Annotated in this window: 22 protein-coding genes; 8 read left to right on the top strand and 14 right to left on the bottom strand. The window is 71.4% G+C overall.

What is annotated here, in order from left to right; translation table 11 throughout:
* Positions 1–846, bottom strand: coding sequence for an SDR family oxidoreductase (locus ACF062_RS18790; protein ID WP_392139439.1), 846 nt, complete (start codon positions 844–846; stop codon positions 1–3).
* Positions 847–1,024: 178 nt separating this feature from the next.
* Positions 1,025–1,552 (bottom strand): rhodanese-like domain-containing protein, encoded by a 528-nt coding sequence (locus tag ACF062_RS18785; protein WP_392139437.1) that lies wholly within the window; start codon positions 1,550–1,552, stop codon positions 1,025–1,027.
* Between the two features lie 94 nt (positions 1,553–1,646).
* On the opposite strand from ACF062_RS18785, the gene ACF062_RS18780 reads away from it, so the two are divergent.
* Positions 1,647–2,093, top strand: coding sequence for an Lrp/AsnC family transcriptional regulator (locus tag ACF062_RS18780; RefSeq protein ID WP_320591822.1), 447 nt, complete (start codon positions 1,647–1,649; stop codon positions 2,091–2,093).
* A 153-nt stretch (positions 2,094–2,246) separates the two neighbouring features.
* Here the strand turns inward: ACF062_RS18780 and ACF062_RS18775 are convergent, their stop codons facing one another.
* The 6 genes from ACF062_RS18775 to ACF062_RS18750 all read right to left on the bottom strand — a co-directional run bounded on the left by ACF062_RS18775 (position 2,247) and on the right by ACF062_RS18750 (position 6,925).
* Positions 2,247–3,047, bottom strand: a complete 801-nt coding sequence (locus ACF062_RS18775; protein ID WP_392139435.1) for an SAM-dependent methyltransferase — start codon at positions 3,045–3,047, stop codon at positions 2,247–2,249.
* Positions 3,048–3,188: 141 nt separating this feature from the next.
* Positions 3,189–3,632, bottom strand: coding sequence for a lasso peptide biosynthesis B2 protein (locus ACF062_RS18770; protein WP_392139433.1), 444 nt, complete (start codon positions 3,630–3,632; stop codon positions 3,189–3,191).
* On the bottom strand, positions 3,629–3,802 hold the full coding sequence (locus ACF062_RS18765; protein ID WP_392139431.1) for a hypothetical protein: 174 nt from the start codon (positions 3,800–3,802) through the stop codon (positions 3,629–3,631). The genes ACF062_RS18770 and ACF062_RS18765 overlap by 4 nt, the downstream gene beginning before the upstream one ends.
* The gene (locus ACF062_RS18760) at positions 3,799–5,682 is read right to left on the bottom strand and encodes an asparagine synthase-related protein (RefSeq protein WP_392139429.1); all 1,884 of its coding nucleotides are present in this window, start codon (positions 5,680–5,682) and stop codon (positions 3,799–3,801) included. The genes ACF062_RS18765 and ACF062_RS18760 overlap by 4 nt, the downstream gene beginning before the upstream one ends.
* 59 nt (positions 5,683–5,741) lie before the next feature.
* Positions 5,742–5,879: a lasso RiPP family leader peptide-containing protein gene (locus tag ACF062_RS18755; RefSeq protein WP_392139427.1), complete on the bottom strand. Its 138-nt coding sequence runs from the start codon at positions 5,877–5,879 to the stop codon at positions 5,742–5,744.
* A 257-nt stretch (positions 5,880–6,136) separates the two neighbouring features.
* Positions 6,137–6,925 (bottom strand): SAM-dependent methyltransferase, encoded by a 789-nt coding sequence (locus tag ACF062_RS18750; RefSeq protein ID WP_392139425.1) that lies wholly within the window; start codon positions 6,923–6,925, stop codon positions 6,137–6,139.
* 244 nt (positions 6,926–7,169) lie between these two features.
* Between ACF062_RS18750 and ACF062_RS18745 the strand changes: the two genes are divergently transcribed.
* The 3 genes from ACF062_RS18745 to ACF062_RS18735 all read left to right on the top strand — a co-directional run bounded on the left by ACF062_RS18745 (position 7,170) and on the right by ACF062_RS18735 (position 9,694).
* Positions 7,170–7,673: a MarR family winged helix-turn-helix transcriptional regulator gene (locus ACF062_RS18745; RefSeq protein WP_392139423.1), complete on the top strand. Its 504-nt coding sequence runs from the start codon at positions 7,170–7,172 to the stop codon at positions 7,671–7,673.
* Between the two features lie 289 nt (positions 7,674–7,962).
* Positions 7,963–8,511, top strand: a complete 549-nt coding sequence (locus tag ACF062_RS18740) for a hypothetical protein (protein ID WP_392139421.1) — start codon at positions 7,963–7,965, stop codon at positions 8,509–8,511.
* A 247-nt stretch (positions 8,512–8,758) separates the two neighbouring features.
* Positions 8,759–9,694 carry an NAD-dependent epimerase/dehydratase family protein gene (locus ACF062_RS18735; RefSeq protein ID WP_392139419.1) on the top strand — a complete coding sequence of 312 codons (936 nt, stop codon included), beginning with the start codon at positions 8,759–8,761 and terminating at the stop codon, positions 9,692–9,694.
* A 475-nt stretch (positions 9,695–10,169) separates the two neighbouring features.
* Here ACF062_RS18735 and ACF062_RS18730 read toward each other — a convergent pair whose 3' ends face one another.
* The 3 genes from ACF062_RS18730 to ACF062_RS18720 all read right to left on the bottom strand — a co-directional run bounded on the left by ACF062_RS18730 (position 10,170) and on the right by ACF062_RS18720 (position 15,104).
* Positions 10,170–13,223, bottom strand: coding sequence for an AAA family ATPase (locus tag ACF062_RS18730; RefSeq protein ID WP_392139417.1), 3,054 nt, complete (start codon positions 13,221–13,223; stop codon positions 10,170–10,172).
* Positions 13,220–14,383: an exonuclease SbcCD subunit D gene (locus ACF062_RS18725; protein WP_392139415.1), complete on the bottom strand. Its 1,164-nt coding sequence runs from the start codon at positions 14,381–14,383 to the stop codon at positions 13,220–13,222. Before ACF062_RS18725 ends, ACF062_RS18730 begins: the two co-directional genes overlap by 4 nt.
* Before the next feature lie 94 nt (positions 14,384–14,477).
* Complete coding sequence (locus ACF062_RS18720) at positions 14,478–15,104, bottom strand: YigZ family protein (protein ID WP_392139413.1); 627 nt, start codon at positions 15,102–15,104, stop codon at positions 14,478–14,480.
* 129 nt (positions 15,105–15,233) lie between these two features.
* Between ACF062_RS18720 and ACF062_RS18715 the strand changes: the two genes are divergently transcribed.
* Positions 15,234–15,941, top strand: coding sequence for a 4'-phosphopantetheinyl transferase (locus ACF062_RS18715; RefSeq protein ID WP_392139411.1), 708 nt, complete (start codon positions 15,234–15,236; stop codon positions 15,939–15,941).
* 72 nt (positions 15,942–16,013) lie between these two features.
* On the opposite strand, the gene ACF062_RS18710 is transcribed toward ACF062_RS18715, so the two are convergent.
* From ACF062_RS18710 to ACF062_RS18700, 3 genes are read right to left on the bottom strand one after another with little or no spacing between them, the layout of a single operon-like run.
* Positions 16,014–16,781, bottom strand: coding sequence for a hypothetical protein (locus ACF062_RS18710; protein WP_392139409.1), 768 nt, complete (start codon positions 16,779–16,781; stop codon positions 16,014–16,016).
* Between the two features lie 58 nt (positions 16,782–16,839).
* Positions 16,840–18,069: a serine hydrolase domain-containing protein gene (locus ACF062_RS18705; protein ID WP_392140239.1), complete on the bottom strand. Its 1,230-nt coding sequence runs from the start codon at positions 18,067–18,069 to the stop codon at positions 16,840–16,842.
* Positions 18,070–18,127: 58 nt separating this feature from the next.
* Complete coding sequence (locus ACF062_RS18700) at positions 18,128–18,535, bottom strand: hypothetical protein (protein ID WP_392139408.1); 408 nt, start codon at positions 18,533–18,535, stop codon at positions 18,128–18,130.
* A gap of 437 nt (positions 18,536–18,972) precedes the next feature.
* Between ACF062_RS18700 and ACF062_RS18695 the strand changes: the two genes are divergently transcribed.
* From ACF062_RS18695 to ACF062_RS18685, 3 genes are all read left to right on the top strand, one after another.
* Positions 18,973–20,448, top strand: a complete 1,476-nt coding sequence (locus ACF062_RS18695) for an amidase family protein (protein WP_392140237.1) — start codon at positions 18,973–18,975, stop codon at positions 20,446–20,448.
* A 98-nt stretch (positions 20,449–20,546) separates the two neighbouring features.
* On the top strand, positions 20,547–21,059 hold the full coding sequence (locus ACF062_RS18690) for a hypothetical protein (protein ID WP_392139406.1): 513 nt from the start codon (positions 20,547–20,549) through the stop codon (positions 21,057–21,059).
* A gap of 64 nt (positions 21,060–21,123) precedes the next feature.
* Positions 21,124–21,915 (top strand): hypothetical protein, encoded by a 792-nt coding sequence (locus tag ACF062_RS18685; protein ID WP_392139404.1) that lies wholly within the window; start codon positions 21,124–21,126, stop codon positions 21,913–21,915.
* Positions 21,916–21,919: the final 4 nt, after the last annotated feature.

Genomic DNA, 21,919 nt, shown 5'->3' with positions numbered 1-21,919 from the left:
TCAGCGGCGGAAGCCGCCCTCCGAGTCGATGACCTGCCCGGTGATCCACGCCGCCTCGTCGGTGGCGAGCCACGCGATGAGCCGGGCCGGGTCGTCGGGCATGCCCCAGCGGCCCGCCGGGAACCGGGTCCGGATCTGCGCGTACGCCTCACCCGTGAGGTAATCGGTGTCGACGGGACCGGGGTTGACGCAGTTCACGGTGGTGCCGAGAGCGGCGAGGGCGGTCGCGAGGGACCGGGTCACCGAGGCCAGCGCGCCCTTCTGCAGGCCGTAGGCGATCTCTTCCGGCATGCCGCCCGCGATGTCCTGTCCCGACGTCATCATCACGATGCGCCCGCCGCGGCTTTGCGGATCCGACTGGGCACGCAGCCGGGCGTACGCCTGGATGAGGAGGATCACGGAGCGGGTGTCGACCGCCCAGTGCGCGTCGAGCATGGCGGCGTCGACGGTGTCGAGCGGGCCGTCGCTGCCGCTCAGGGCGTGGTTGGGGACGAGGATGTCGATCCGCCCGCCGAGCGCGTCGGCCGCGGTGCGGATCAACTCGGCCGGAGCTGACGGCTCGGCAAGGTCACCGGGCCCCGCGCAGACCGTCGCGTCGGGGTCGCCGAGCGCCTCGCGCACTCCCGAGACGACATCGTCCGGGCGGTCGGCCCCCCAGGGCATGGCGGCGTCGTGCGGGACGTGGTGGTGCAGATACACCCCGGCTCCGTATGCGGCGAGGCGGCGCGCCACCGCATACCCGATGCCGCCGCGCCGGCTGGCCCCGGTGACGAGAGCGGTGCGGCCGCGCAACGGGAGCGGGTCGCGGCGGAGCTGGGCGGGAGTGGGCGGAGGGAGGTGTGGCATGACAACTCATGATGGGCGCTGAGATCGCGAGGCGCACGCGCTTTTCGTGGGCCACGACGTTGTCGGGGCTGTGGTGCGCAGGGGCCGGAGGGAGGCTCCCGGGCGCGATCGCCGGAAACAGCGAGGGCTCGGAACGCCCGCCGGGGACCGACGGGTTCGGCAGCCGTGGCACTCCGCTTCAGCAGCCGCAGTCCTCCGCGTCGACGGGCGCCGTGAGCGCGTCCGGGGCGCGCCGCTCGCGGCCCTCCCAGGTCTCGAACTCGAAGCCCTCACGCGCCCAGTACTCGAAGCCGCCCAGCATCTCCTTGACCTGGAAGCCGAGTTGGGCGAGGGCGAAGGCGGCGCGTGTCGCGCCGTTGCAGCCGGGTCCCCAGCAGTAGGTGACGACCGGCACCGACTTGTCGAGGAGCGCCTCGGCCTGTTCGGGGATGAGCGCGGTGGGCAGGTGGAGCGCGCCCGGCACGTGTCCCTGGTCCCAGGAGGCGGTGGAGCGGGTGTCGATCACGACGAACCCGGGGTCACCGCCCTCGGCGAGCGCGGACGCCACGTCGGAGACGTCGGCGTGGAAGGCGAGGCTCGCCCCGAAGTACGCGGCGGCCGCGGCCGGGGAGGCGGGCGGCACCCGCAGGACCGGATTCGAAGTGGCGGCGGCCGTGGTGCCCGAGATGGAGGAAGGGGCGCTGAGCTGCGGGTTCGTGGTGTTCATGGCAGAAAATCTATGGCCTGCGCCCGGAAGTCTGAAGCGGTGATCCCCGGCATCCCCCTTGATCGGCCGGGGATTTCCCTGTTACCTCTCGGGCATGACCGGTTATTCCACGGACGCCACCGACTGGCGCATCCTCGACGTCCTCCAGCGCGAGGGCCGCGCCAGCTATGCCGAACTGGCGCGCGCCGTCTCGATGTCCCCGAGCGCCGTCACCGAGCGGGTGCGGCGCCTGGAGGAGGCGGGCGTCATCCAGGGCTACGCGGCCGTGGTCGACCCGGAGCGGCTCGGCCTGCCCATTCTCGCGTTCGTACGACTGCGCTACCCGACCGGCAACTACAAGCCGTTCCACGACCTGGTGGAGGCGACCCCGGAGATCCTTGAGGCGCATCACGTCACGGGCGACGACTGTTTCGTCATCAAGGTCGCCGCGCGCTCGATGAGCCACCTCGAAGAGGTCTCGGGCCGGATCGGCGCACTGGGTTCGGTGACGACGAGCATCGTCTACTCCTCTCCCCTGTCACGACGGCCGCTGGGACGCTGAGGAGCGGCAGCCCCGGAAGGCCGCCCCCAAGGGTTGCTCCCCGAAGCCGGGCAAAGCGCCGCCAACCCTCATCAACCTCTGCGCCCCGGCCACCGGGAAATGACCGAAAGTACACCCCCTGGCCAAGTGGTCGCCAGGTCACCCGGCATGTGCTCACTTCTTACGGGCGACCGCCCCGTACATGGCAATGGCACGGTCCTCGATGCCGTCCTGCTCAGGGCCCGGCCGCCACTTGTGGACCTGGGTGACGCCCGGCTCCATCAGCTCCATGCCCTCGAAGAAGGAGGTGGCGGTCGGCAGGTCACGCAGCGCCATGGGCATGCCCTGCCGCGCGTACTCCTCCGCCACCCGGCCGATCTCCTCGGGCGCGAAGTCCGCGGTGCCGATGGTCAGCGCGAGGAAGCTGCCCGACGGCAGCGGTTCGAGCAGACGCCGCACCAGGCTCCGGTCGTCCGGCGGCAGGATGAAGTGCAGGATGCCGATGACCATCAGGCCGACCGGTTCGTCCAGGTCCACCAGGGCACGGAACTGGGGGCTGTCCAAGATGGCGTCCGGATCATGCATGTCCGCGTCGACGTACGCGGTCGCCCCCTCCGGCGAGCTCTGCAGGAGCGCGCGGGCGTGGGCCAACACGATCGGGTCGTTGTCGACGTAGACCACGCGGGACTCCGGCGCGACCGACTGCACCACCTGGTGCAGGTTGGGAGCCGTAGGCAGACCGGTGCCGATGTCGAGGAACTGGCGAACGTCCTGCTCCTCCGCCAGAAAACGCCCGGCACGGTGCATGAACCGCCTGTTCTCCAGCATGTGCACGGGCAGCGCCGGCCAATGCCGGCACATGGCGTCGCCCGCCTCGATGTCGACGAGGTAGTGGTCCTTGCCTCCCAGGATGTAGTCGTACACCCGCGCGGAATGTGCCGTCGAGGTATCGATCCGCTCGCCTGCGCCGTGCATGGGACAGCTCCGCTCTTCACTGCTGACTATGAGCCCCAGACGCTATGCCGTACCAACTCCTCGACAGCTCGATGTCGTCAAGGCGCCGGCACGCGCATTGCGGCCGTCGATACGCGCCTTGCGGCCGGCGACCCGTCGGCCTCAGGACGGCTCTTCCGACAGCTTCTTTCGCGGTAGGGCCGGCACCACCATCATGCGGTGGTACTCCGCCGACCGGTGCGGTTCGCCAACCGGAAGCCCATCGACCTCCACCCAGGCGTGCGCGCGGAACGGCGCCGTGCGCACTCCCGTGCACCAGTCCGGCCAGACTCCCCGCATCCGGCACAGCAGGGTCGTGGCCACGGAACGCTGAAGGCAGTTCTCCCCCGCGCAGCGCGCGCTGAGCGCGACGACGGCTTCACGTGCGGCGAGCACCTGAGAGGTGGTGGCGGGGGCGGCCCCGCGCCGGACCACGGACAGGACGCGGCGAATGCGGTGCGGTTTGAACGTGACGATGAGTCGGGCGGCGGCCGTGGCGACAAGGACGGCCGGACGCCGACGCCAGGGCACGTGGCCGCGGACGCCGGGCACCATCGGCCGGCTCATGCGGGCATCACGGCCCGGGCCTCGGTCGGCGCGCGCGTGTTCGATGCCGTGTCGGCGTCGGCGCGCTCCGCGGTGAGCGTGGGGCGGGCATCGCGGAGCGCGCGGGCCACGCCCGGTGGTTCCGCGCCGTCGAGGAGGCTGCGCTCTCCCGGTCGCAGGGTCGGGCTCACGGAACTCCTTCGGTGATCGTGGTACTCGGAGGGCCGGTGGGTGCGGGGCGGGCGCGCAGCCAGATCTCGTTGCCCAGAGTGGAGCCGAGGGAGCGCAGCGCCTCCGGGGTGGGGTGCACTCCGAGCAGGGACGCCCGGATCGCGCCGTCGTCGATCAGTCCGGCGCGGGCGAGCCGCGAGCCGTCGAAGAGCTCCAGCAGCGCAGGGAGGTTGCGGCGCAGGCTGACGTGGAAGTCCGTGCTGTACTCGCCCTTGGTGTTCCTGCGCAGGACGTCGTCGGGCACGATGCCGCGCACCGCTTCGGCGAGCACGGGTTTGTACCGGCCGGGCGTGCTGCGCTCGGCCACACGGATCGCCAGGGCTGCCTCGATCACCTGGTCGTCGAGGTAGGGCGCGGTCAGCGCGAGGCCGTTGCGGGATGTCACCTGGTCCAGTTGCCGCAAGCCGCGCCCACCGGTGCGTACGCATGCGAGTGCCGTGTGCTGTCCGCGCTCGGCTGCGAGGGGCTCGGCGGTGGCGGCGGCTTCCCGGAGCAGGTCCCGCACGGCTTCGACCGCCTCCCGGGTCGCCCACGTCGGCATGCGCAGGCCCACTCCCCATGCGGTCGAGGGGGCGCTGCGGACCAGGGCCTTCGAGGGGGGCGGTGCTCCGGTCAGGCTCTCCGCCCATGCGGACAGCCAGTGGCCGAACGTTCCCCGGTCCGCGAGCTGACGCAGCAGCTGCCCGAGCGGCCAGTTGTGGGCGGCGCGTTGCCTGCGGATACGGGAGTACGCCGCCAGCGGGTGACGTCGGACGTAGTCGTGCAGATACGGGGGAAACGTACTGAACAGCTCGTCTCCACCGCCTCCCATCAGGTGTGACCGTGACCCGCGATCGGTCATCAGACGGCAGAGCGCCGTCATCCTGGCACCGTCACGTACCCACGGGCCCGGCTCGTCGGTGGGGACGGCGTCCCCCGTGAGGGCCGTCAGGGCGCTGTACCAGGAGGGCCATTGGTCGGGGGCGGGCGTGATGTGCTCGCTGTCGGGAAGGTGGGCGGCGGCGCGCGCGGCCCAGGCCGCGTCGTCGTTCTCCGGGTCGATGCTCTGCCAGCGCAGTGTCACCAGCTTCGCTCCGGTCGACCGGGTCCGCGCCTGCTGCCGTGCGGCCAGGAAGCACAGGCTGGTGGAGTCCAGGCCTCCGGACAGGTCCGCGCTCACCGTTCCTCCGCCGGCCGTGCGGGCGTCCACCGCGGCGGTCAGCGCGGAACGCACCGCGGGCACGCCTTCCCGCCATGCGCGGTGCGGCTCCGGAGGGGTCCACCACGGCTGCATGCGGGCCCGCCCGTCCGCGTCGATCAGCAGACAGTCGAAGGACGGCACCGCTTGTACGCCCTGCCACACACAGAGGTCGTCCAGCGGGTAAGGGAGTGGGGAGGCCAGCAGATGCGCGGCCAGGAGCTGTTCGTCCGGGGCCGATCCGATCACGGCGGCGAGCCGGTCCGCCCGGTCGGCGGCCACGGACACCCCGGCCACTCGCGTGTGAAAGAGCCGCCGCGCCCCGGACACACTCCCCCTGGCCCGGACCGAACCGTCGACGGAGGCCAGGAGGTGAAAACTGCCGTGCAGGCTGTGGGCGATCCGCTCCACGTCCCCGATGTCCCGCAGCCGTCCCGCACACTCGGACAGCGCCGCGACGGTGACCGGGCAACGCCCGATCACCGCGATTCGCCGGTCCCCCGCCGCGCCCACCGTCATGTGTCCGGGCGGCCAACTGCCCAGCAGCCACGGCCGTCCGGAGTGGTGAGGGATGGTCTCGGTGCCCCAGGGGCGCAGGAGCCGCGCCGCGGCCATGCCGCGTTCACCGTCCGGGAGGACGGCGAACCACACATCACCGCTCATTGGCACGTCCCCCGTCATGTGCTGTCTGCTGCGGTCAGTTCACGTGCTGTGTGCTGCGGTCAGTTGGGGCCGAGGTACCACTCGTAGGGAGGGAACCCGCCCTCGTAGAACGCTCCCAGGGCCTCACCCCGGGTCAGCTCGGCGAAGTCACCGACCTCTGCCATGGCCGGTGGTTCGTACAGTTCGTCCTGCTGCATGAAAGTCCTCCTCGGCTGCGGCTGGTGGCGTGGCACCCACGCCCCGGCGGTACGTACCCACGGCGCTTCGGCACTACGTCCAACAGCGCCCGCTCTCACCCCAATCGGTGAACCGAGCGGATTCCGGCCCTCGACGGCAGCACGGAGGCGGCGCCATGTGAGCCGTGCACGCCCGGCTCACGGAGGGACCCGGCGGTACGGGGGTGACGGTCCGACCAGCCGCCATGGACCGTACTGGGCTGGTCTGGCCGGGGGGTTCATGGCGGGATGGGCGCGCTGACCCCGGCGACGATCCGTACCGGGGTCGGTGCAGACGGGGAGTCGGTCCCCCACCGCTGGACGTCGACCAGGTGTCCCGGCCGGGCGAGCGGCAGGTCGCCGAACAGCTCCCGGATCCCCCGTTCGCTGCGGATGTGGAACGCCCCGGACGACTGCCGGTATACGCCCTCGATCCGCCGCACCGCTTCCGGGTCGCTTCCGGTGCCACAGATGTGGGACACCGCCAACACGCTGCCGGGAGCCAGCAATTGCCGTATCCGCGCCATGATCGCGACCGGGTCCTCCTCGTCACTGATGAAATGCAGGACGGCGACGAGCAGGACCGCCACGGGCTCGTCCAGATCGATCAGCCTTCTCAGCGTGGGGGCGCCGAAGAGCCGCTCCGGTTCGCGCACGTCGCCCTCGATGAGAGCACTGGAGGCGCTCGACACCGACGTGGCCCCCTCAGCGAGCACCACCGGGTCGCAGTCGACCCCGACGACCTTCGCCTCCGGCGAGCAGGCCCGCGCGATCTCGAACACCGACGGGCTGGTGGGAATGCCGGTGCCCACGTCGATGAACTGGCGGATGCCCTGGGCGGCGCAGTACCGCACGGCGGCGAGAGCGAACGTACGGTTCGCGCGAGCCAGCAAGGGCGCCTCCGGGAGCGCCTCCAGCACCTTCGCGACCGCGTCCCGGTCACACCTCTGGTGGGCGTCTCCGCCCAGCATGTAGTCGTACATACGAGCGGGGCTGGGCACTCCCGGGCCGCTCAACGAATCTGTCACCGCCGCTACCTCTCTCCCCCGTACCTCTTCACGGGCACGCTCCGCAGCCGGGGCCCCGGCGCGGGCGGGCGTCCAACCGGCCTCGGCCTGAGCTTCAAGACGGCGAAGTAGCGGGGCCACCAGGCGCTCGGCCTCCGCCTCGATCCGCACCCAACACTCATCGGAACTGCCATGTCCCTGGACCGTTGCAGTGAATGCCGCATTGCGATTGTTCAGTGCGCCGGGGGAATGTAGCGTCGCGATCATGGAATCACTGACCGGAACCACCACCGATCAGGCGCCGGCGAACCCGGCCGCCACCGATGACACGCTGGCCACTCAGCCGGTCGGCTACTGGTGCGGCCTGACCCATACCACCGTCACCCGGCATCTGCGTGACGCCATGGCCAAGATCGACGCCACGCAGCCGCAGTACTGGGTACTCAACCGCGTGAACGGCGGCCCCTCGGCGCCGAGCCGGGAGGAGGTCGTCGCGCAGCTGACGCACCTTGCCGACGGGCCGCATGAAATTGCCAGGACCGTCGACCAGTTGCTCCACCGCGAATGGCTCCGGATCGACGACGGGCAGCGCCTGCACCTCACGGATGCCGGGGAGGCCGCCAGAGTGCGGCTTCGTGAGCTGGCGACCGAGATACGCGCCGTGGTCCACCGGGGCATCAGCGACGAGGAGTACGTGGCCGCGCTCAAGGTACTGCGCAAGATGGTGGCCAATGTGAAGGGGGACGGGACTCCTGGTAATCCGTCCTGATTTCGCGATTCTGTGAGGACCCGGCCGGCCAGAGCTGCTCCGTGCAATGGTGGGCCCGTGTCGCTACGGCTCCTCCTCAGCCCGGCAAAGCGCCGACAGAGAAGCGAGACCAGGGACGAACGATGTTCGGCTGAATGTGTCCTTCAGTAGGGCGTGGTGCGTTCGACTGGCCGATGGATCCCTGGATGTTTACGCCGATGGCCTGTTCCGGATCGCGTGGCGGGAGCGAACTTCCGTAGGCTCGGCAGGGCAGGACTCGCCTGTTTCACGAGTAGCCCAGGGGGTTGGCGTGTTGTACGCATTCGCCTTTGAGCGGGTCGGTGTCGTGCTGAGTGACCTCTACTTCCAAAATCCGAATCCGTTGCACGGACAGGAGTCCCCCGAGCGCGGGGTACGGCTGGAACTACGAGTCTTCGAAAGCGGCGAGCTGCCCGGCTCCATCTACTCGGCGCGCCCCATCACGATCGGTCGCCCGCTATGGCGGGTAGATCTCCTCCAGGACGCGGACGCCGCTCCGAACACCTTCGATCGGACACACCACCACCCGAATATCGTTGGCTGGGAACCCGGCCCGCGGACTTTCGTCGAGGAGCTGTCTGACGAGCCGCTGACGTGGCTGGCTGAGAAGTTCACCAACATCTCCAGTCTGCTGAGGGAGGCCGGCATCTCTCCGGACGAGATCTCGGCCGCGGACGCAGACAGCCTTCGTGCAGCGGCGCCTGAGATTGTGGGCACCGTTCGCCGGGTGCTTGAGCGGGTGTGGGCCGGTGAACTCGGACACCCGGAGGTCGACGTGGAGTCAGCATCGGTGACCAGCATCAGAGCCAGCTGGCTCTAGCTCACCTCCGCAGATCCACGGAGACGTACGATCAAGACGATCCGGCGAGGTTCGACCCGTGACCGCAGAAATGCACACATGCTTGCCTGCTACGGGCTCCAGCGGCTTCGCGCCAGCCAGTACGTCCCTCGGTGCCAGCTCGGAGGCCGAGGTATCGATCACGAGTACTTGCTGAACGAAGGCTCAGGACTCGTGCGGTCGGGAGCGGGTGGCTGGTGAGTTTCAGCCGCCCTAAAGGTTGTCCCGTATGGCGATGGGCCTCGTTGCAAGTCCCCATCTCCTGTTGGCTCCGCACCCGTTGGGCGTCGTGGCTGGCGATGAGAGGATCACTGCCTGTCCGGATCAGGACGTTGCTGAGTTCGAACGGCGGAGGTGTGCAGTGGGGCTGGGGACAGTGGTCGTCACCGGGGCGGCAGGGAACATCGGTTCGGTCGTGCGCCGGGTGTTGCGCAGCGAGGTGAGCCGCCTGGTTCTGCTCGACCGCGTTCCGCTTCAGGTCGAGGCCGCGAACGAGGTGGTCCATATCATCGATCTTCGGGACGCGGCCGCCGTCGAGACCGCGCTCGTGGGTGCGGACGCCGTGCTCCATCTGGGCGGCCTGCCGGACGAGGCGCCGCTTGAGCATCTGCTGGACGCGAATGTGCTGGGCACCCACCATGTCCTGGAAGCTGCCCGAAGGGCGGCGATTCCGCGGGTCGTGCTGGCCAGCAGCAACCGCGTGAGCGGGTTCTATCCCACGGCCCATCGCACTGGCCCACAGGAACCAGTGCGCCCCGACGGCCTGTACGGGGTGAGTAAGGCAGCCATCGAGGCCCTGGGGCGGCTGTATGCGGACAAGTTCGATGTCTCCGTGATCTGCCTGCGTATCGGCAGCTTCGAGGAGGTGCCCACCGAGTCGCGCCACCTGGCGACTTGGCTCAGCCCGCGTGATGCCGTCGGCTTCTGCCGCGCCGCACTAACCGCCCCGCTCTCCACGCGCTTTGCCACGGCGTACGCCGTCTCTGCCAACACCCGCCGCTTCTGGGAACTCCCCGCGGAATCCGAACTGGCCTACACGCCCATCGACAACGCCGAAACACATGCATCGCACATCACTGACGCCGATGTCCCTGCCGATCCCGAAGCCCCGCAGGCCGGCCCGTATGCCCTGCCCGAGTTCACGTTGAAACACATCCGGCCCTGACCTGACACGGGCCTGACCGACTTCCTGGCCCAGCGACCGACACCGGTCAGCGCCGGCACGCTGATCAAGGACACCGGCGCACTCCTGGACACCCTCCCCGACACCGAACGCGACGACGTCGCCCTGCTGGCTCTCTCCGTACCCTCCGCGGATGCCGCTCCTGCCGGCATCACCACCACCGCTCACAGCGCCGCCGCCCCGACCGCCGACGTCTCCGTCGGACAGGAGAACCGACGCCCATGACCGACACCTTCCACATCGACGTTCCGCACACCGACGGCGACCTGGCCGTGATCGCGCTCTTCGGCGAATTCGACATCACCGCCGCACCCGCCGTACGGACCCGGAAGCTCTTGGCGTTTGTGATGCGCCTTCGTGTACGCGTACTCGACCACTGCCGATTCAGCGGCGCGCAAGCAGCGGGTGAGGACGTGGTGGGCGGCAGGGCACGAGCTGGAATCGAGGATCTGAGAGCTCACCCAACGCCCCGCTGCCGTACCGATGATCCGGCCCGCCCCTTCACCACCTCCAGCTGCGCGTGCACCCGTCGTCGCAGGTCAGCGACGTGGCTGACGATGCCGACGCTGCGGTCCCGCTCGCGCAGCGAGTCGAGGACGTCGAGGACCTCGTCCAGGGTCTGGTCGTCGAGGGAGCCGAAGCCCTCGTCGATGAACAACGTGTCCAGGCGTACGCCGCCCGCCTCGTCGCTGACCACGTCCGCGAGGCCCAGCGCGAGCGCGAGTGAGGCGAAGAACGTCTCGCCGCCGGAGAGCGTCGCCGTGTCGCGCTCGCGGCCCGTCCACGCGTCGACGACGTGCAGGCCGAGGCCCGAGCGGCCGCGGCCCGTACGGTCGTCGGAGTGCACGAGGGTGTACCGCCCGGATGACATCTGCCGCAGCCGGACCGTCGCGGCCGCCGCCACCTGTTCGAGACGGGCGGCCAGGACGTACGACTCCAGGCGCATCCTGCGTTCGTTGTCCGCGGAGGTGCCGGCGGCCAGCCCCGCGAGCCGTGCCACGCGGTCGTAGGCGGCGCGCAGGGGGGCCAGCCTGCGTGTCCCGGCGACGGTCCGCGCCGAGAGCCTGTCGAGTTCGGCGCAGCGCCCCGCCGCGGCGTCAAGCGCGGACGACGCGGCCCGTAGGCGTCGGCCCGCGGCCTCGGCCGCCGCCCGCGCGCCCGGCAGGTCGGCGGGGGGCCGCTGCGCGGCGGCGGCCGTGTCCGGTTCGGCGAGGACGGAGCGGACGGCGGCTTCTTCGTTCCGCCAGTCGTCGATGCGGTGCTGGAGTTCGCGGTACCGGGCGTCGTCGAGCAGGGCGGCGGCCGCCTCTTCCGGCGTGTCGAACCCGGCGCGGAAGGCGGCGTCGGCGAGCCGCGCGTCCGCCGCCTTGAGTCGCTCGGCCGTGTCGTCCGCGGCGCGGGCGGCGTCCGCGGCCTCGGTGAGCAGCGCCGTCTGCCGCTCCAGCTGGGCGGCGCGGGCGGCGACGCTGCCGGCCGTCCCGCGCGCGTGGGACAACTCCGCGCCCAGGGAGTCCTGTTCCCGCTCCAGGGCTTCGCGCAAGGTGGCCCGTGACGCGGCGCGGCGCGCGGCCTCCTGCTGTCCGGCGACCCGGCGGTCGTATTCGCGCTCGGCCTGCGCGAGCGCTTCGCGTGCGGCGTGCAGCCCGGAGGCACGGTCGCGGGCCTCGGCGTAGGAGCGCCTCAACTCCTCCACGCCTGCGGCCAGTTCGTCGACGGTCGGCTCATCGGCGGTCAGTTGGTCGACGTCCCCTTCCGCGCCCGAGCCGCGGCGCGCCGCCTCCGTGGCCGCCGTCAGCGACGCCTGTACGTCGCCGAGCGCGCGCTCGGCGGCCGAGCGCGACTCCAGCGCGGCGCGGTGGGCGGCGAGCGCTTCCTCTTCGGCGCTCCGGTCCACGTGACCGGCGGTCTTGCGCGCGGGAGCGGGATGTTCCGTCGCTCCGCACACCGCGCACGGTTCGCCGTCCGTCAGATGGGTCGCGAGTTCGGCGGCGATGCCCGCGAGGCGTTGTTCCTTGAGTGCGAGCCAGTGTTCGTGGGTGGCGGTGGCGTGTTCGCGGGCGGTGAGAGCGCGCTCCCGCGCCGCCGCCGCGTCGTGCGCGAGCCGGTCGCGGCGGCGGGCCGCGTCCAGGCGGGTCTGCGCGGGTTCGAGACGGCCCGCCAGTCGCTCGGCGTGCGTGGCGGCTTCCTGGGCGGACGCGACGCGTTCCTGGAGGGCGGTCCGGGTCGCCTCCCAGCCGTCGAGCCAGCCCGATGCGTCCTGCAAGAGCTCGTCGTCGGCGTGCTCCTGCCGGTCCAGCGCGGCGCGCTCGGCGGCGATGTCGGCGAGCCGCTGCTCGGCGCGCCGGGCGGAGCCGAGGCCACCGAGCTCCTCGGCGGCCTTGCGCGCGGCGGCGGCGAGGCCTGCCGCGCCGGCGGCCTCGAAGGTCTCGGGCAGGTGTGCACGCGCGCGTGCCTCTTCCCGCGTCGCCCGGCGGTGCTCGGCCTCGGCGGCTTCGCGCAGCCCGAGCGCGGGGGCGACCGTCTCGGCCTTGCGTGCCCGCTCCAGGCGGTGCTCGCGCTCCCGCTGCTCCGCCTCGCGCGCGTGAAGCCGCGCGGCGCGCTCCCGCGCCTCGGCGAAGCGGGCCTGCAACCGGTCGAGTTCGGCCGCGTCGGCGAGGCGGCGCTCGGCGGCGGCCTGCGCGGATTCGGCGGCCGTGAGCGCGCAGTGCGCGATGGTGAGCCGCTCACGGGCTGCCGTGCGGGCGACGGCGGCCCAGGTCAGGACCTCCGTCGCGAGGCCCGGGTCGCCGGGCGCGAGGTCGGGCAGGGGCAGTTCGGTGCCCCGGCCGGCGTCCGCCGCGGCCTGCTGCATGCGGTGCGCGTCGGCGAGGAGCGCCGCGTCGCCCTCCTTGACCTCGGCCTCGGTGGTGCGCCGCTGCTCGGCGAGCCGCTGTTCGACGGCGGCGAACCTGCGCGTGTCGAAGAGGCGCCCGAGCAGCTTGCCGCGAGCTTCCGCGTCCGCGCGCAGGAAGCGCGCGAAGTCGCCCTGGGGCAGGAGCACGACCTGGCAGAACTGCTCCTTGCTCATGCCGAGCAGCTGGGTGATCTCCTCGCCGATCTCCTGGTGGGACCGGCTCAGGTCCTTCCAGCCGCCCGCCTGGGTGCCCTCGCGGAGCCAGCTCTGCGCCTTCTCCGTGGTCGTGCCCGTGCCGCGCTTCTTGGGCCGCTCCCACGGCGGCTGACGGGTGATCTCCAAGCGGCGCCCGGCGACGGTGAGTTCGAGGCACACCTCCGTGCGCGTGCCCTGCGGGGCGTGGTCGCTGCGCAGTGTCATGCCCTGTCCGCTGCCCTGCCTCGCGCCCGGCACCGATCCGTACAGGGCGTAGCAGACGGCGTCGAGTACGGAGGTCTTTCCCGCACCCGTCGGGCCGTGCAGCAGGAAGATCCCGGCGGCGGAGAGGTCGTCGAAGTCGATGTCCTGGGTGGTGCCGAAGGGCCCGAAGGCGGTGATGCGGAGCCGGTGCAGTCTCATCGGGCGACCTCGCGCAGGGTGTCCTCGGTGCGGACCGCGTCGAAGGCGGACCGCAGGACCGCCTGCTCGTGCGTGTCGGGTCCCGCGCCGCGCACATGGGCGACGAAGTCCTCGGCGATCTCCTGGTCGCTGCGGCCCTGGAGCCGCTGGGCGTACGAGACGTCCGGGTCGTCGGGTGCCCTGTCCGGGTCGAAGACGAGGCTGAGGGTGTGGGGGAAGCGCTCGCAGAGGCGCGCCATGGGGTCGTCGGGCCGTACCGCGTCGGTGAGGGTGGCCTCGACCCACGCCTCCTCGTGCCGGGCGAGGGCGGGATCGCCGAGCAGGTCGTCGAGGGTGCCCCTGAGACGGGCGAGCGCGCGCGGCACCGGGCAGTCGACGCGCTGGGCCTCGATCTGCCCCTCGGGGCCGAGGTCGACCAGCCACATGCTCTTGCGGTGGTCTGCCTCGGAGAAGGAGTACGGCAGGGGGGAGCCGGAGTAGCGCACGCGCGGGCCGAGCGTCTGGCTCCCGTGCAGATGACCGAGCGCGGCGTAGTCGACGCCTTCGAACACGCCGGCCGGGACCGCCGCGACGCCGCCCACGGTGATGTCCCGCTCGCTGTCGCTGACCTGGCCGCCGCTGACGAAGGCGTGCGCGAGCACGACGGAACGGGTGCCGGGGGCGCGGCCGGCGAGATCGGCCCGCACCCGCTCCATGGCGGCCGCGAGGACCGCCTCGTGGCCCGCCTTGGCCACGCCGAATTCGTCCTTGACCAGGGCGGGTTCGAGGTAGGGCAGGCCGTAGAAGGCCACGTCGCCATGGCGGTCGGCGAGGATCACGGGCTCCGCGCAGGCGGCCGGGTCGGTGCGCAGGTGGATGCCGGCGCGGTCGATGAGGCCCGCGCCGACGCCGAGGCGGCGCGCCGAGTCGTGGTTCCCGGAGATCATCACCGTCGGCACGCCGAGGTCCGCGAGCCGGTGCAGCGCGTCGTCGAACAGCTCGACCGCCGCGAGCGGCGGCACCGCCCTGTCGTACACGTCGCCGGACACCACGACGGCGTCGACGTCGCGCTCGCGCACGGTCGACTCCAGGTGACCGATGAAGGCGGCCTGGGCGTCGAGCATGTTCACGCGGTGGAACGATCGGCCCAGATGCCAGTCGGACGTGTGCAGCAGCCTCATGATCCCCGAGACTAACGGGCGGGTCGGACATCACGGGCGGCTACTCCTGTATCCGTCCGTCTCCCCGGGCCCCAGCTCCCCGGGGCTCCGCTCGTCAGGCGTCTCCGTACGCCTCTCCGCCGAGTTCGAACTCCGCGCTGCCCGCGGTGGCGTCGGCCAGCCAGCCCCGGAAGGCGTCCACGTCGGCGTCCGGGAGACCGATCTCGATGGTGACGGCGTCGCCGTAACGGACGTCACGCACCTCACGGCCGGCTGCCCGCAGATCGTTCTGGACCTTGCCCGCGCGCTGGTGGTCGACGGTGACGGTGGCGAGGCGGAAGCGGCGCCGGGTGACGGTACCGAGCGTGTCGAGCGCCTCGCCGACCGCTCCCCCATAGGCGCGGATGAGTCCGCCCGCGCCGAGCTTGACGCCTCCGTAGTAGCGCGTCACGACCGCGGCGACGTACCGGATGTCGCGGCGCATCAGCATCTGGAGCATCGGGACGCCCGCGGTGCCGCCGGGCTCGCCGTCGTCACTCGCCTTCTGGATCGCCGCGTCGGCCCCGATGACGTACGCGAAGCAGTTGTGGCTGGCTGTCGGGTGCTCCTTGCGGATGCGCGCGACGAAGTCCTGGGCCTCCCGCTCGGTGGCCGCGGGCGCGAGGGCGCACAGGAACCGCGAACGGCTGATCTCGGTCTCGTGCACGCCCTCGCGGGCCACTGTGCGGTACTCGTCCTGCATCACGCCAGCGTAGGCGCTCGCCGGGCACCGCCCACGCCGGGAGCGGCGCCGGGTGGCACAGGTCACTGTCCGCCCGCGCGCGGCGTCCGCCGGGTACGGTGATCCCTCGTGACGTCACCCTCGATACCCGTGCGCCAAGTCCCGGGTTCCTCCGGCCCCTTGGCATCCCTGCTGTCCGCCGTGCCCGTCACCGTCGTCGAGACCCACGACGACCCCGCCGACGCCGTCCTCTTCCCCGAGGAGGAGGCGGTGGTGGCGAACGCGGTGGCCAAGCGGCGCAACGAGTTCACCACCGTGCGGCACTGCGCGCGGGCCGCGCTGAAGAGCATCGGCGTGCCGCCCGCCCCGATCCTGCCGGGCCAGCGGGGCGCACCGCGCTGGCCGGCGGGGGTCGTCGGCAGCATGACGCACTGCGCCGGCTACCGCGCGGCGGTCGTGGCCCGTGCCGACGAGGTGACCTCGCTCGGCATCGACGCGGAGCCGGGCGAGCCGCTGCGGGACCCTGACGTCCTTGGGCTGATCGCCGACGAGGCGGAGCGTGCGGCGCTGGCCGACCTGGGTGCCCGGCATCCGGGCACGCCGTGGGATCGGCTGCTGTTCAGTGCCAAGGAGTCCGTCTACAAGACGTGGTTCCCCCTGACCGGCCGCTGGCTCGGCTTCGAGGAGGCCCGGGTGGAACTGGACCCGGACGGGACGTTCACGGCGCGGCTGCTCGTGGAGGGGCCGGTGGTGGAGGGCGTCGAGCTGAAGGTGTTCTCGGGCCAGTGGATCGTCCGCGACGGGATAGCCGCCACGGCGATCGTCCTGCCGCTGGGGACGCCCGCGGTCCGGTCGTAGGCGGCGTCCGCGCAGCATGCCCGTACCCCTCACTCCGTACGGGCATGCTCGCCTCTCAGTGCCCCACGAGTCTCAGTGCCCCACGAGTTCCTCCCGCGACCTGACGTCCTGATCCGTCAGGATGTGGAAGTGCCGCCCATGCTCGGTCAGCACCTTCAGGAACCCGGGCTCGGCCTGCATCACGTACCCCCGCAGATCCTTGCCGTCACGCATCTCGATCCGTTCCAGCGGGACCCACGGAGTGGTGATCGTCGCCGCTCCGAGCAGCATCGCGAGGCCAGCCAGCGCCACGAGGTGCCGTGTGGCCCAGAAGGCGGCTCTGCGCAGCTGTCCCCCGGCCCGTACGCCGTAGCCGATCCCGAGGACCAGTCCGCCGACCGCGGCCATGACCAGCAGGACCCACCAGCTGTGGAAGGTCCCGACGTACGCGACGACGGCCACGACCGCGATCAGCAGCAGCATCGCGCCTGCCAGGTCGGGCCGCTCGGCCGGCCTGCCCTCCACCAGCGCGCGGTTCCTGGCCTCCCGCATGGCCCGCGCCTCCATGACGAGCCGGAGGACGGCGACCGGCAGAAGGAGCGTGAGGAAGAGCACCGAGGCGAACGAGTCGGCCATCACGGTGCCGAGGACGAGGCCGATGGTGTCGTCGAGGTCGAGGGTGTGGAGAACCGCGAAAGCGGTGTGCCAGTCGTAGCCGGACACGGCGAACAGCCGCAGGAGGAGAAAGGCGAACGCGGCGGTGGTCACCGCGAGCCCCGCCCCGTGCCCGTCCGTCTTTTCCGTCTCATGGGATGCCATGTGTGCCTGAACGGGGCGGGGGCTCTCGGCGTGTTCCGTCACGGTGCCATGATGATCACTGCTCCGGTGATCGGCGAGGGGACCGGCGCCGACCGTGGGATCAGTCGTCCACCGCCTGGTACAGCGTCGTCCAGAAGTCGTGGATGAGCCGTGCCGCGTCCGGGGTGGACATCCCCACCTGGGTGAGCAGGACCCCGGTGAGCTGCTTGTCCGGGTCGGCGTATGCCGTGGTGCCGGTGCCGCCGTCCCAGCCGAACTGGCCGACGGGCGCGTAGTCGCCGCGGTAGGTGCGTACCGCCATCCCGAAGCCCCAGCCGCCGTGCTGCCCTTGGCCGAACGACACATGGACGTTGTCGCGGGCCAGCGTCTCCCGGGCGGTCTGCTGTTCGGGCGTGAGGCGGTTGGTGGTCATCAGCTCGACAGCGGGGCGCGACAGGATCCGGTCCCTCCCGTGCATTCCCTGATTCAGCAGCATCCGGAAGTACGCGTGGTAGTCGTCGACGGTGGAGACCAGCCCGCCGCCGCCCGCCGGGAACGCCGGAGGCCGGCTGTACCGTCCGTCCGCCGCCTCGTCCCACACGATGAACTCGCCGGTCTGCGGATCAGGGACGTAACTGGGCGGCAGCCGGTCGATCTTGTCGGCGGGCACATGGAAACCGGTGTCCTTCATCCCCAGTGGATCAAGGACGCGTTCGCGCAGGAACGCCTCGAACGGCTGACCCGTGACCCTGGCGACCAGCACGCCGAGCACGTCATGGCTGATGTGGTACTGCCAGCGCTCTCCTGGCTGGTACATCAGCGGAAGCGTGCCGAGGCGGCGCATCCACTCGTCCGGCTCGGGCGCCGGCTCCCCTCCCTGGGTCCAGATCGCCTGCTCGAATATGGCGGCCTGGATCGGGGTGCCGAGCGTCGTCACGTCCATTCCGAGCCCGAACGTCGAGGTCAGCAGGTCCCGTACGGTGATCGGCCGCCTTGCCGGCACGGTGTCGTCCAGCGGACCGTCGACCCGCTTGAGCACCTTTCGACCGGCCAGTTCGGGCAGCCACGGTTCCACCGGGTCGTCGAGGCGCAGCCTGCACTCGTCGAGGAGGATCATCACCGGCGCGATCGCGACCGGCTTGGACGTGGACGCCATCCGGAAGATGGTGTCCCGGCGCATCGGCGCGTCGCCGTCATGGCGCATCGTCCCGATCGCTTCGACGTACGTCTGGTCTCCCCGGCCGGCCAGGGCGACGAGCCCCGGGATCTTGCCGGACTCGACATGCCGTGCCAGCACGTCCCGCACTCTGCGCAGCCCGGCTTCGGAGAAGCCGCTGTTGTTCTGTCCCATCATGAATCTCCTTGCGTACGGGGGTACGGCGATACGGCGGGCCCTGCGGGGCCTGCCCTCACGCGGCGTCGAGGGCTCCGGTGATCTTGCGGGTCATCGCGGCCATGGCGGGGGTGGGCTCGCCCTTGTGGGCGCGGGCGGCCGCTTCGATGGCGACATCTATGGCGTCGCGGAAGTTGTCCGCCTCTGCCGGGGCCTGGTTCTTGAGCAGGCCCATGGCCGCGGTGAGGGCGGGCAGCACCTGGTCGGCGAGCGCGGCGACGGACTTGCCGTTCAGGTTCTCGATCTTCGCCTTCTCGGCGAGTACGTGCCCGACCAGGCCGGTCGCGGAGCTCAAGGCGAGGGAGCCGTGGGTGGCGACCTTGTGGGGCGAGCCGGCGGCGTCGGCGGCGGCCAGCAGTGAGACGGCGCCGTACGCGGCGGTCCGCAGGGTGTGCTTGTCCTGGACGGTAAGGGTGACGGACATGGTGGTGTGCCTTTCGGTGCGACGGGCGGCGGGTGGGTGGTGAGTGCGGTCCCGTGGGGCCGATGTCTCCAAGATGTCCGCCGGGCCTGTCAGCCCCCTGTCACGCCACTGACACGGCCGCTGACACCGGGTTCCACCACGTTTGCGCTGGTCAGGTCGGTGGCCAAGTTCCGGACATGAGCCGGCGTCCGCGAACTGCCGTGGCCCCGCACCCTTGCGCCGGACGGTGCCCGTGTAGTCCGCTGACCCGCATGAGGAAGAGGAGCATTGCCGCAATGACCGCCGCCCTTGTCGCGGGGTCCCTTCTGACGGTCGTACCGCATGCCGGTGCCCAAGTCGCCGGGCATCGCACCGACAGCTCGTCGCCGGTGACCGGGCCACCGCTGGTTCCGGGGGTCGACCTGGACACGGTGACGATTCCGGAGTTACAGGCGCGCATGGCGGACGGTTCGCTGACCTCGTCGGCGCTGACCCGGGGCTACCTGCGGCGGATCAAGGACATCGACCCGAAGATCCGCTCGGTGCTGCGTACCAGCCCGACCGCGCTGCGTCAGGCCGCCGCCAGCGATGCCAGGCACCGGCGTGGCACGACCCTTGGGCCACTGGACGGGATCCCCGTTCTGCTCAAGGACAACGTGAACACCCGTGACATGCCGACGACGGCAGGATCGCTCGCGCTCGCCGGGAGCCCGCCGAGCACCGATGCCGCGCTGGTGACCCGGCTACGCGAGGCGGGAGCGGTGATCCTCGGCAAGACCAACCTGTCCGAATGGGCCAACTTCCGGGCCGCGAAGCCGACATCGGGGTGGTCGGCGGTAGGTGGGCAGACCAACAACCCCTACGTCCTCGACCGGAATCCGTGCGGCTCGTCGTCGGGCTCCGGCGCCGCGCTGGCCGCGTCACTGGCGCAGGTGGCGATCGGCACCGAGACGGACGGCTCCATCGTGTGCCCGGCAGGGATGAACGGCGTCGTCGGCCACAAGCCCAGCCTCGGCCTGGTCAGCGGGTCGGGCGTGGTGCCGATCTCCGCCGAGCAGGACACGGCCGGCCCCATGGCGCGCAACGTGACCGACACCGCGCTCACGCTGTCGGTGCTGAGCGGCCGCGAGGGCTCGCGTGGTGGCGGCGCCCGCCCTGGCGGCCCGCAAGGTCTCCCGGGCCTCCAGAGCCGCCCCGGTCTGTCGGGCCTCCCGGCCAAGGGCACGGCGGCGGACCGGTGGGGCACCAGTCTGCGCGGCAAGCGGATCGGCCTGTGGCGCCTGCCCTCGCTCGGGCCCGATGTGGACGCGGTGATGACCCGTACGGCGAAGAAGCTCCGCAAGGCCGGAGCCGTGGTCGTCGAGGTGACACCCCCGTACCAGGCACGGCTCGCCGAACTCGAATTCCCGGCGCTGCTCAGCGAGTTCCACCGGGACCTCGACGCCTACCTCAGCACACGCGAGGGCCCCCGAGACCTCGCCGAACTGATCGAGTTCACCCGCGCCCACCCCGAGGAACAGAGCTGCTTCACCGGCCAGGAACTCTTCGAACAAGCCCTCGCCGCACCGCCCACCACCGATCCCGGCTACCGGGCGATGCGCGCCGAACTGAAGGACCTCTCCCGACGCTCCATCGACGAGACCATGACCGCCCACCGCCTGGACGCCATCGCCGCCCCCACGAACCCGCCCGCCTGGACGACCGACTGCGCACGCGGCGACAACGACGTCATCCCGTCCTCCACACCAGCGGCGGTCGCCGGGTACCCGTCGCTCTCGGTGCCCGCCGGGACCGTGAACGAACTGCCGGTCGGCCTGCTCCTGATGGCCGGCGACCACCAGGACGCCGAACTCCTGTCCCTCGGGGCGGCGGTGGAGCACCGCCTCAAGGCCTGGCGAGCACCGCGCTACCTGCCGACCATCGACCCCAAATAGGTCGCCGTATGTAGCGGCATGATTACATGCTGTAGTCTCTCGTGTTCGGTGCAAGCGCACCTCCCGGAGCAGGTGAACACGGAGGAGCAGACGTGCGGATGTGGAAGACGACGCTCGCCGCGGCGTCGATGACGGTTCTGGCACTCATCGGCAGTACGTCGCCCGGGGCGGCACGAGGGGCGGGGCCCGACCCGTCCGCTCCGGCCGCGGTGCCCGCCGGGCAGGGGCCGAGCGATGGCCGAGTGGAAGCGGGGCGGTCCGGCTCGGATGCCGACGCCTCGGCGGTGATCCGGTGCGAGGGGCAGGTGCAGCGTCCGCACAACTCCACGCACGTACCCGGCACGGTCAACGTGGTCGTGACGGTCTCGTGCACAGGCGCGGTGCCGGAGATCACCACGCGGGCGGCCCTCTACAAGAACGGACGGCTCGTCAATCAGTCCCGGCTGAGGACGCAGAGGAACACCCGAGGCGGCCAGAACAACGCGGCCGTGAGGTGCAGCCCCGGCAACTACCGCGGCTGGATGTACTTCAAGGTCGTCTTCCCGCCCGGTTACCGGCCGCCGACCGGGTCCTCCAACGGCTTCGGCCAGGAGGTGGCTCTCTCCTGCTGATCCGCGGCCGCGTCGGAAGAGCGGCGCCCGCCGCACGGGGCGCCGCCGGGGAAGGAGTTCCAGCGTGCGCCCCACCTCAGCCCGGATTCTGAGCCGGCGAGTGAAGCAGCTCGACGCGGCCGACGACCTGACCACCGGCACCGACGCCGCGCTGCGCCATTTCACCTCCGTCATGACTAGCTGGACCGAGCCCGAAATGGCGGCCCTGGCGGGCGGGCCCGCGATCCTTGCTCCCTCCGAGACCAAGGAGGCGGACGAGATGGCCGACGGCTGCCGCCTGCTGGACCGGCTCCGCCGGGACGAGGAGAGCCTGGTCCGCGGGCCGCTCGACCGGGGCCGCCAGCACTGGATCGGCACCAGTCCACACACCCTGGTACCGGACCGGCGGCCCGCCCTGCACCCGGATCGGTTCACCGCGCCCGGCGAGCATCCTGGTCCGCCCAGTACGAAACCGTTCCATCTGGGGCTCTTCACGTCCACGGCACGGCGTGACGGTCCCGGCATGTGGCGCATCTACCTCGACCTCGGGTCGAGCCTCCACCCCCGGCCCTGGCAGACGTGGCACCTGCCGGTCACCGCTCCCGCCGCCGTCCTCGAGATCAACGGCGCGGGCGACTGGGCGGCTTTCGTCGGGCGCTATCCCCTCGCCCACGGCGACGACGTCCACCCCGACTGGGCCGGGGTGGCCCGGGACTACGCCGGGGTGCACATGACGCTGCGTGCGATCGTCGCGGTCCAGGGGTTCCGTATCCCGGTGCGGGACGGCCTCGCGGCGGCACCGTTCTGGGACATCGAGTCCGTGCTGTGGCTGCGCTGGTGCTTTGCCGCCCCCCGCCTGGTAGAGGTCACGCCATGAGCAT

The organism is Streptomyces sp. NPDC015345 (assembly GCF_043078805.1).
GTDB lineage: Bacteria > Actinomycetota > Actinomycetes > Streptomycetales > Streptomycetaceae > Streptomyces.
Note: the sequence above shows the minus strand (reverse complement) of the source record. Positions and strands in the feature narration are given on the sequence as shown.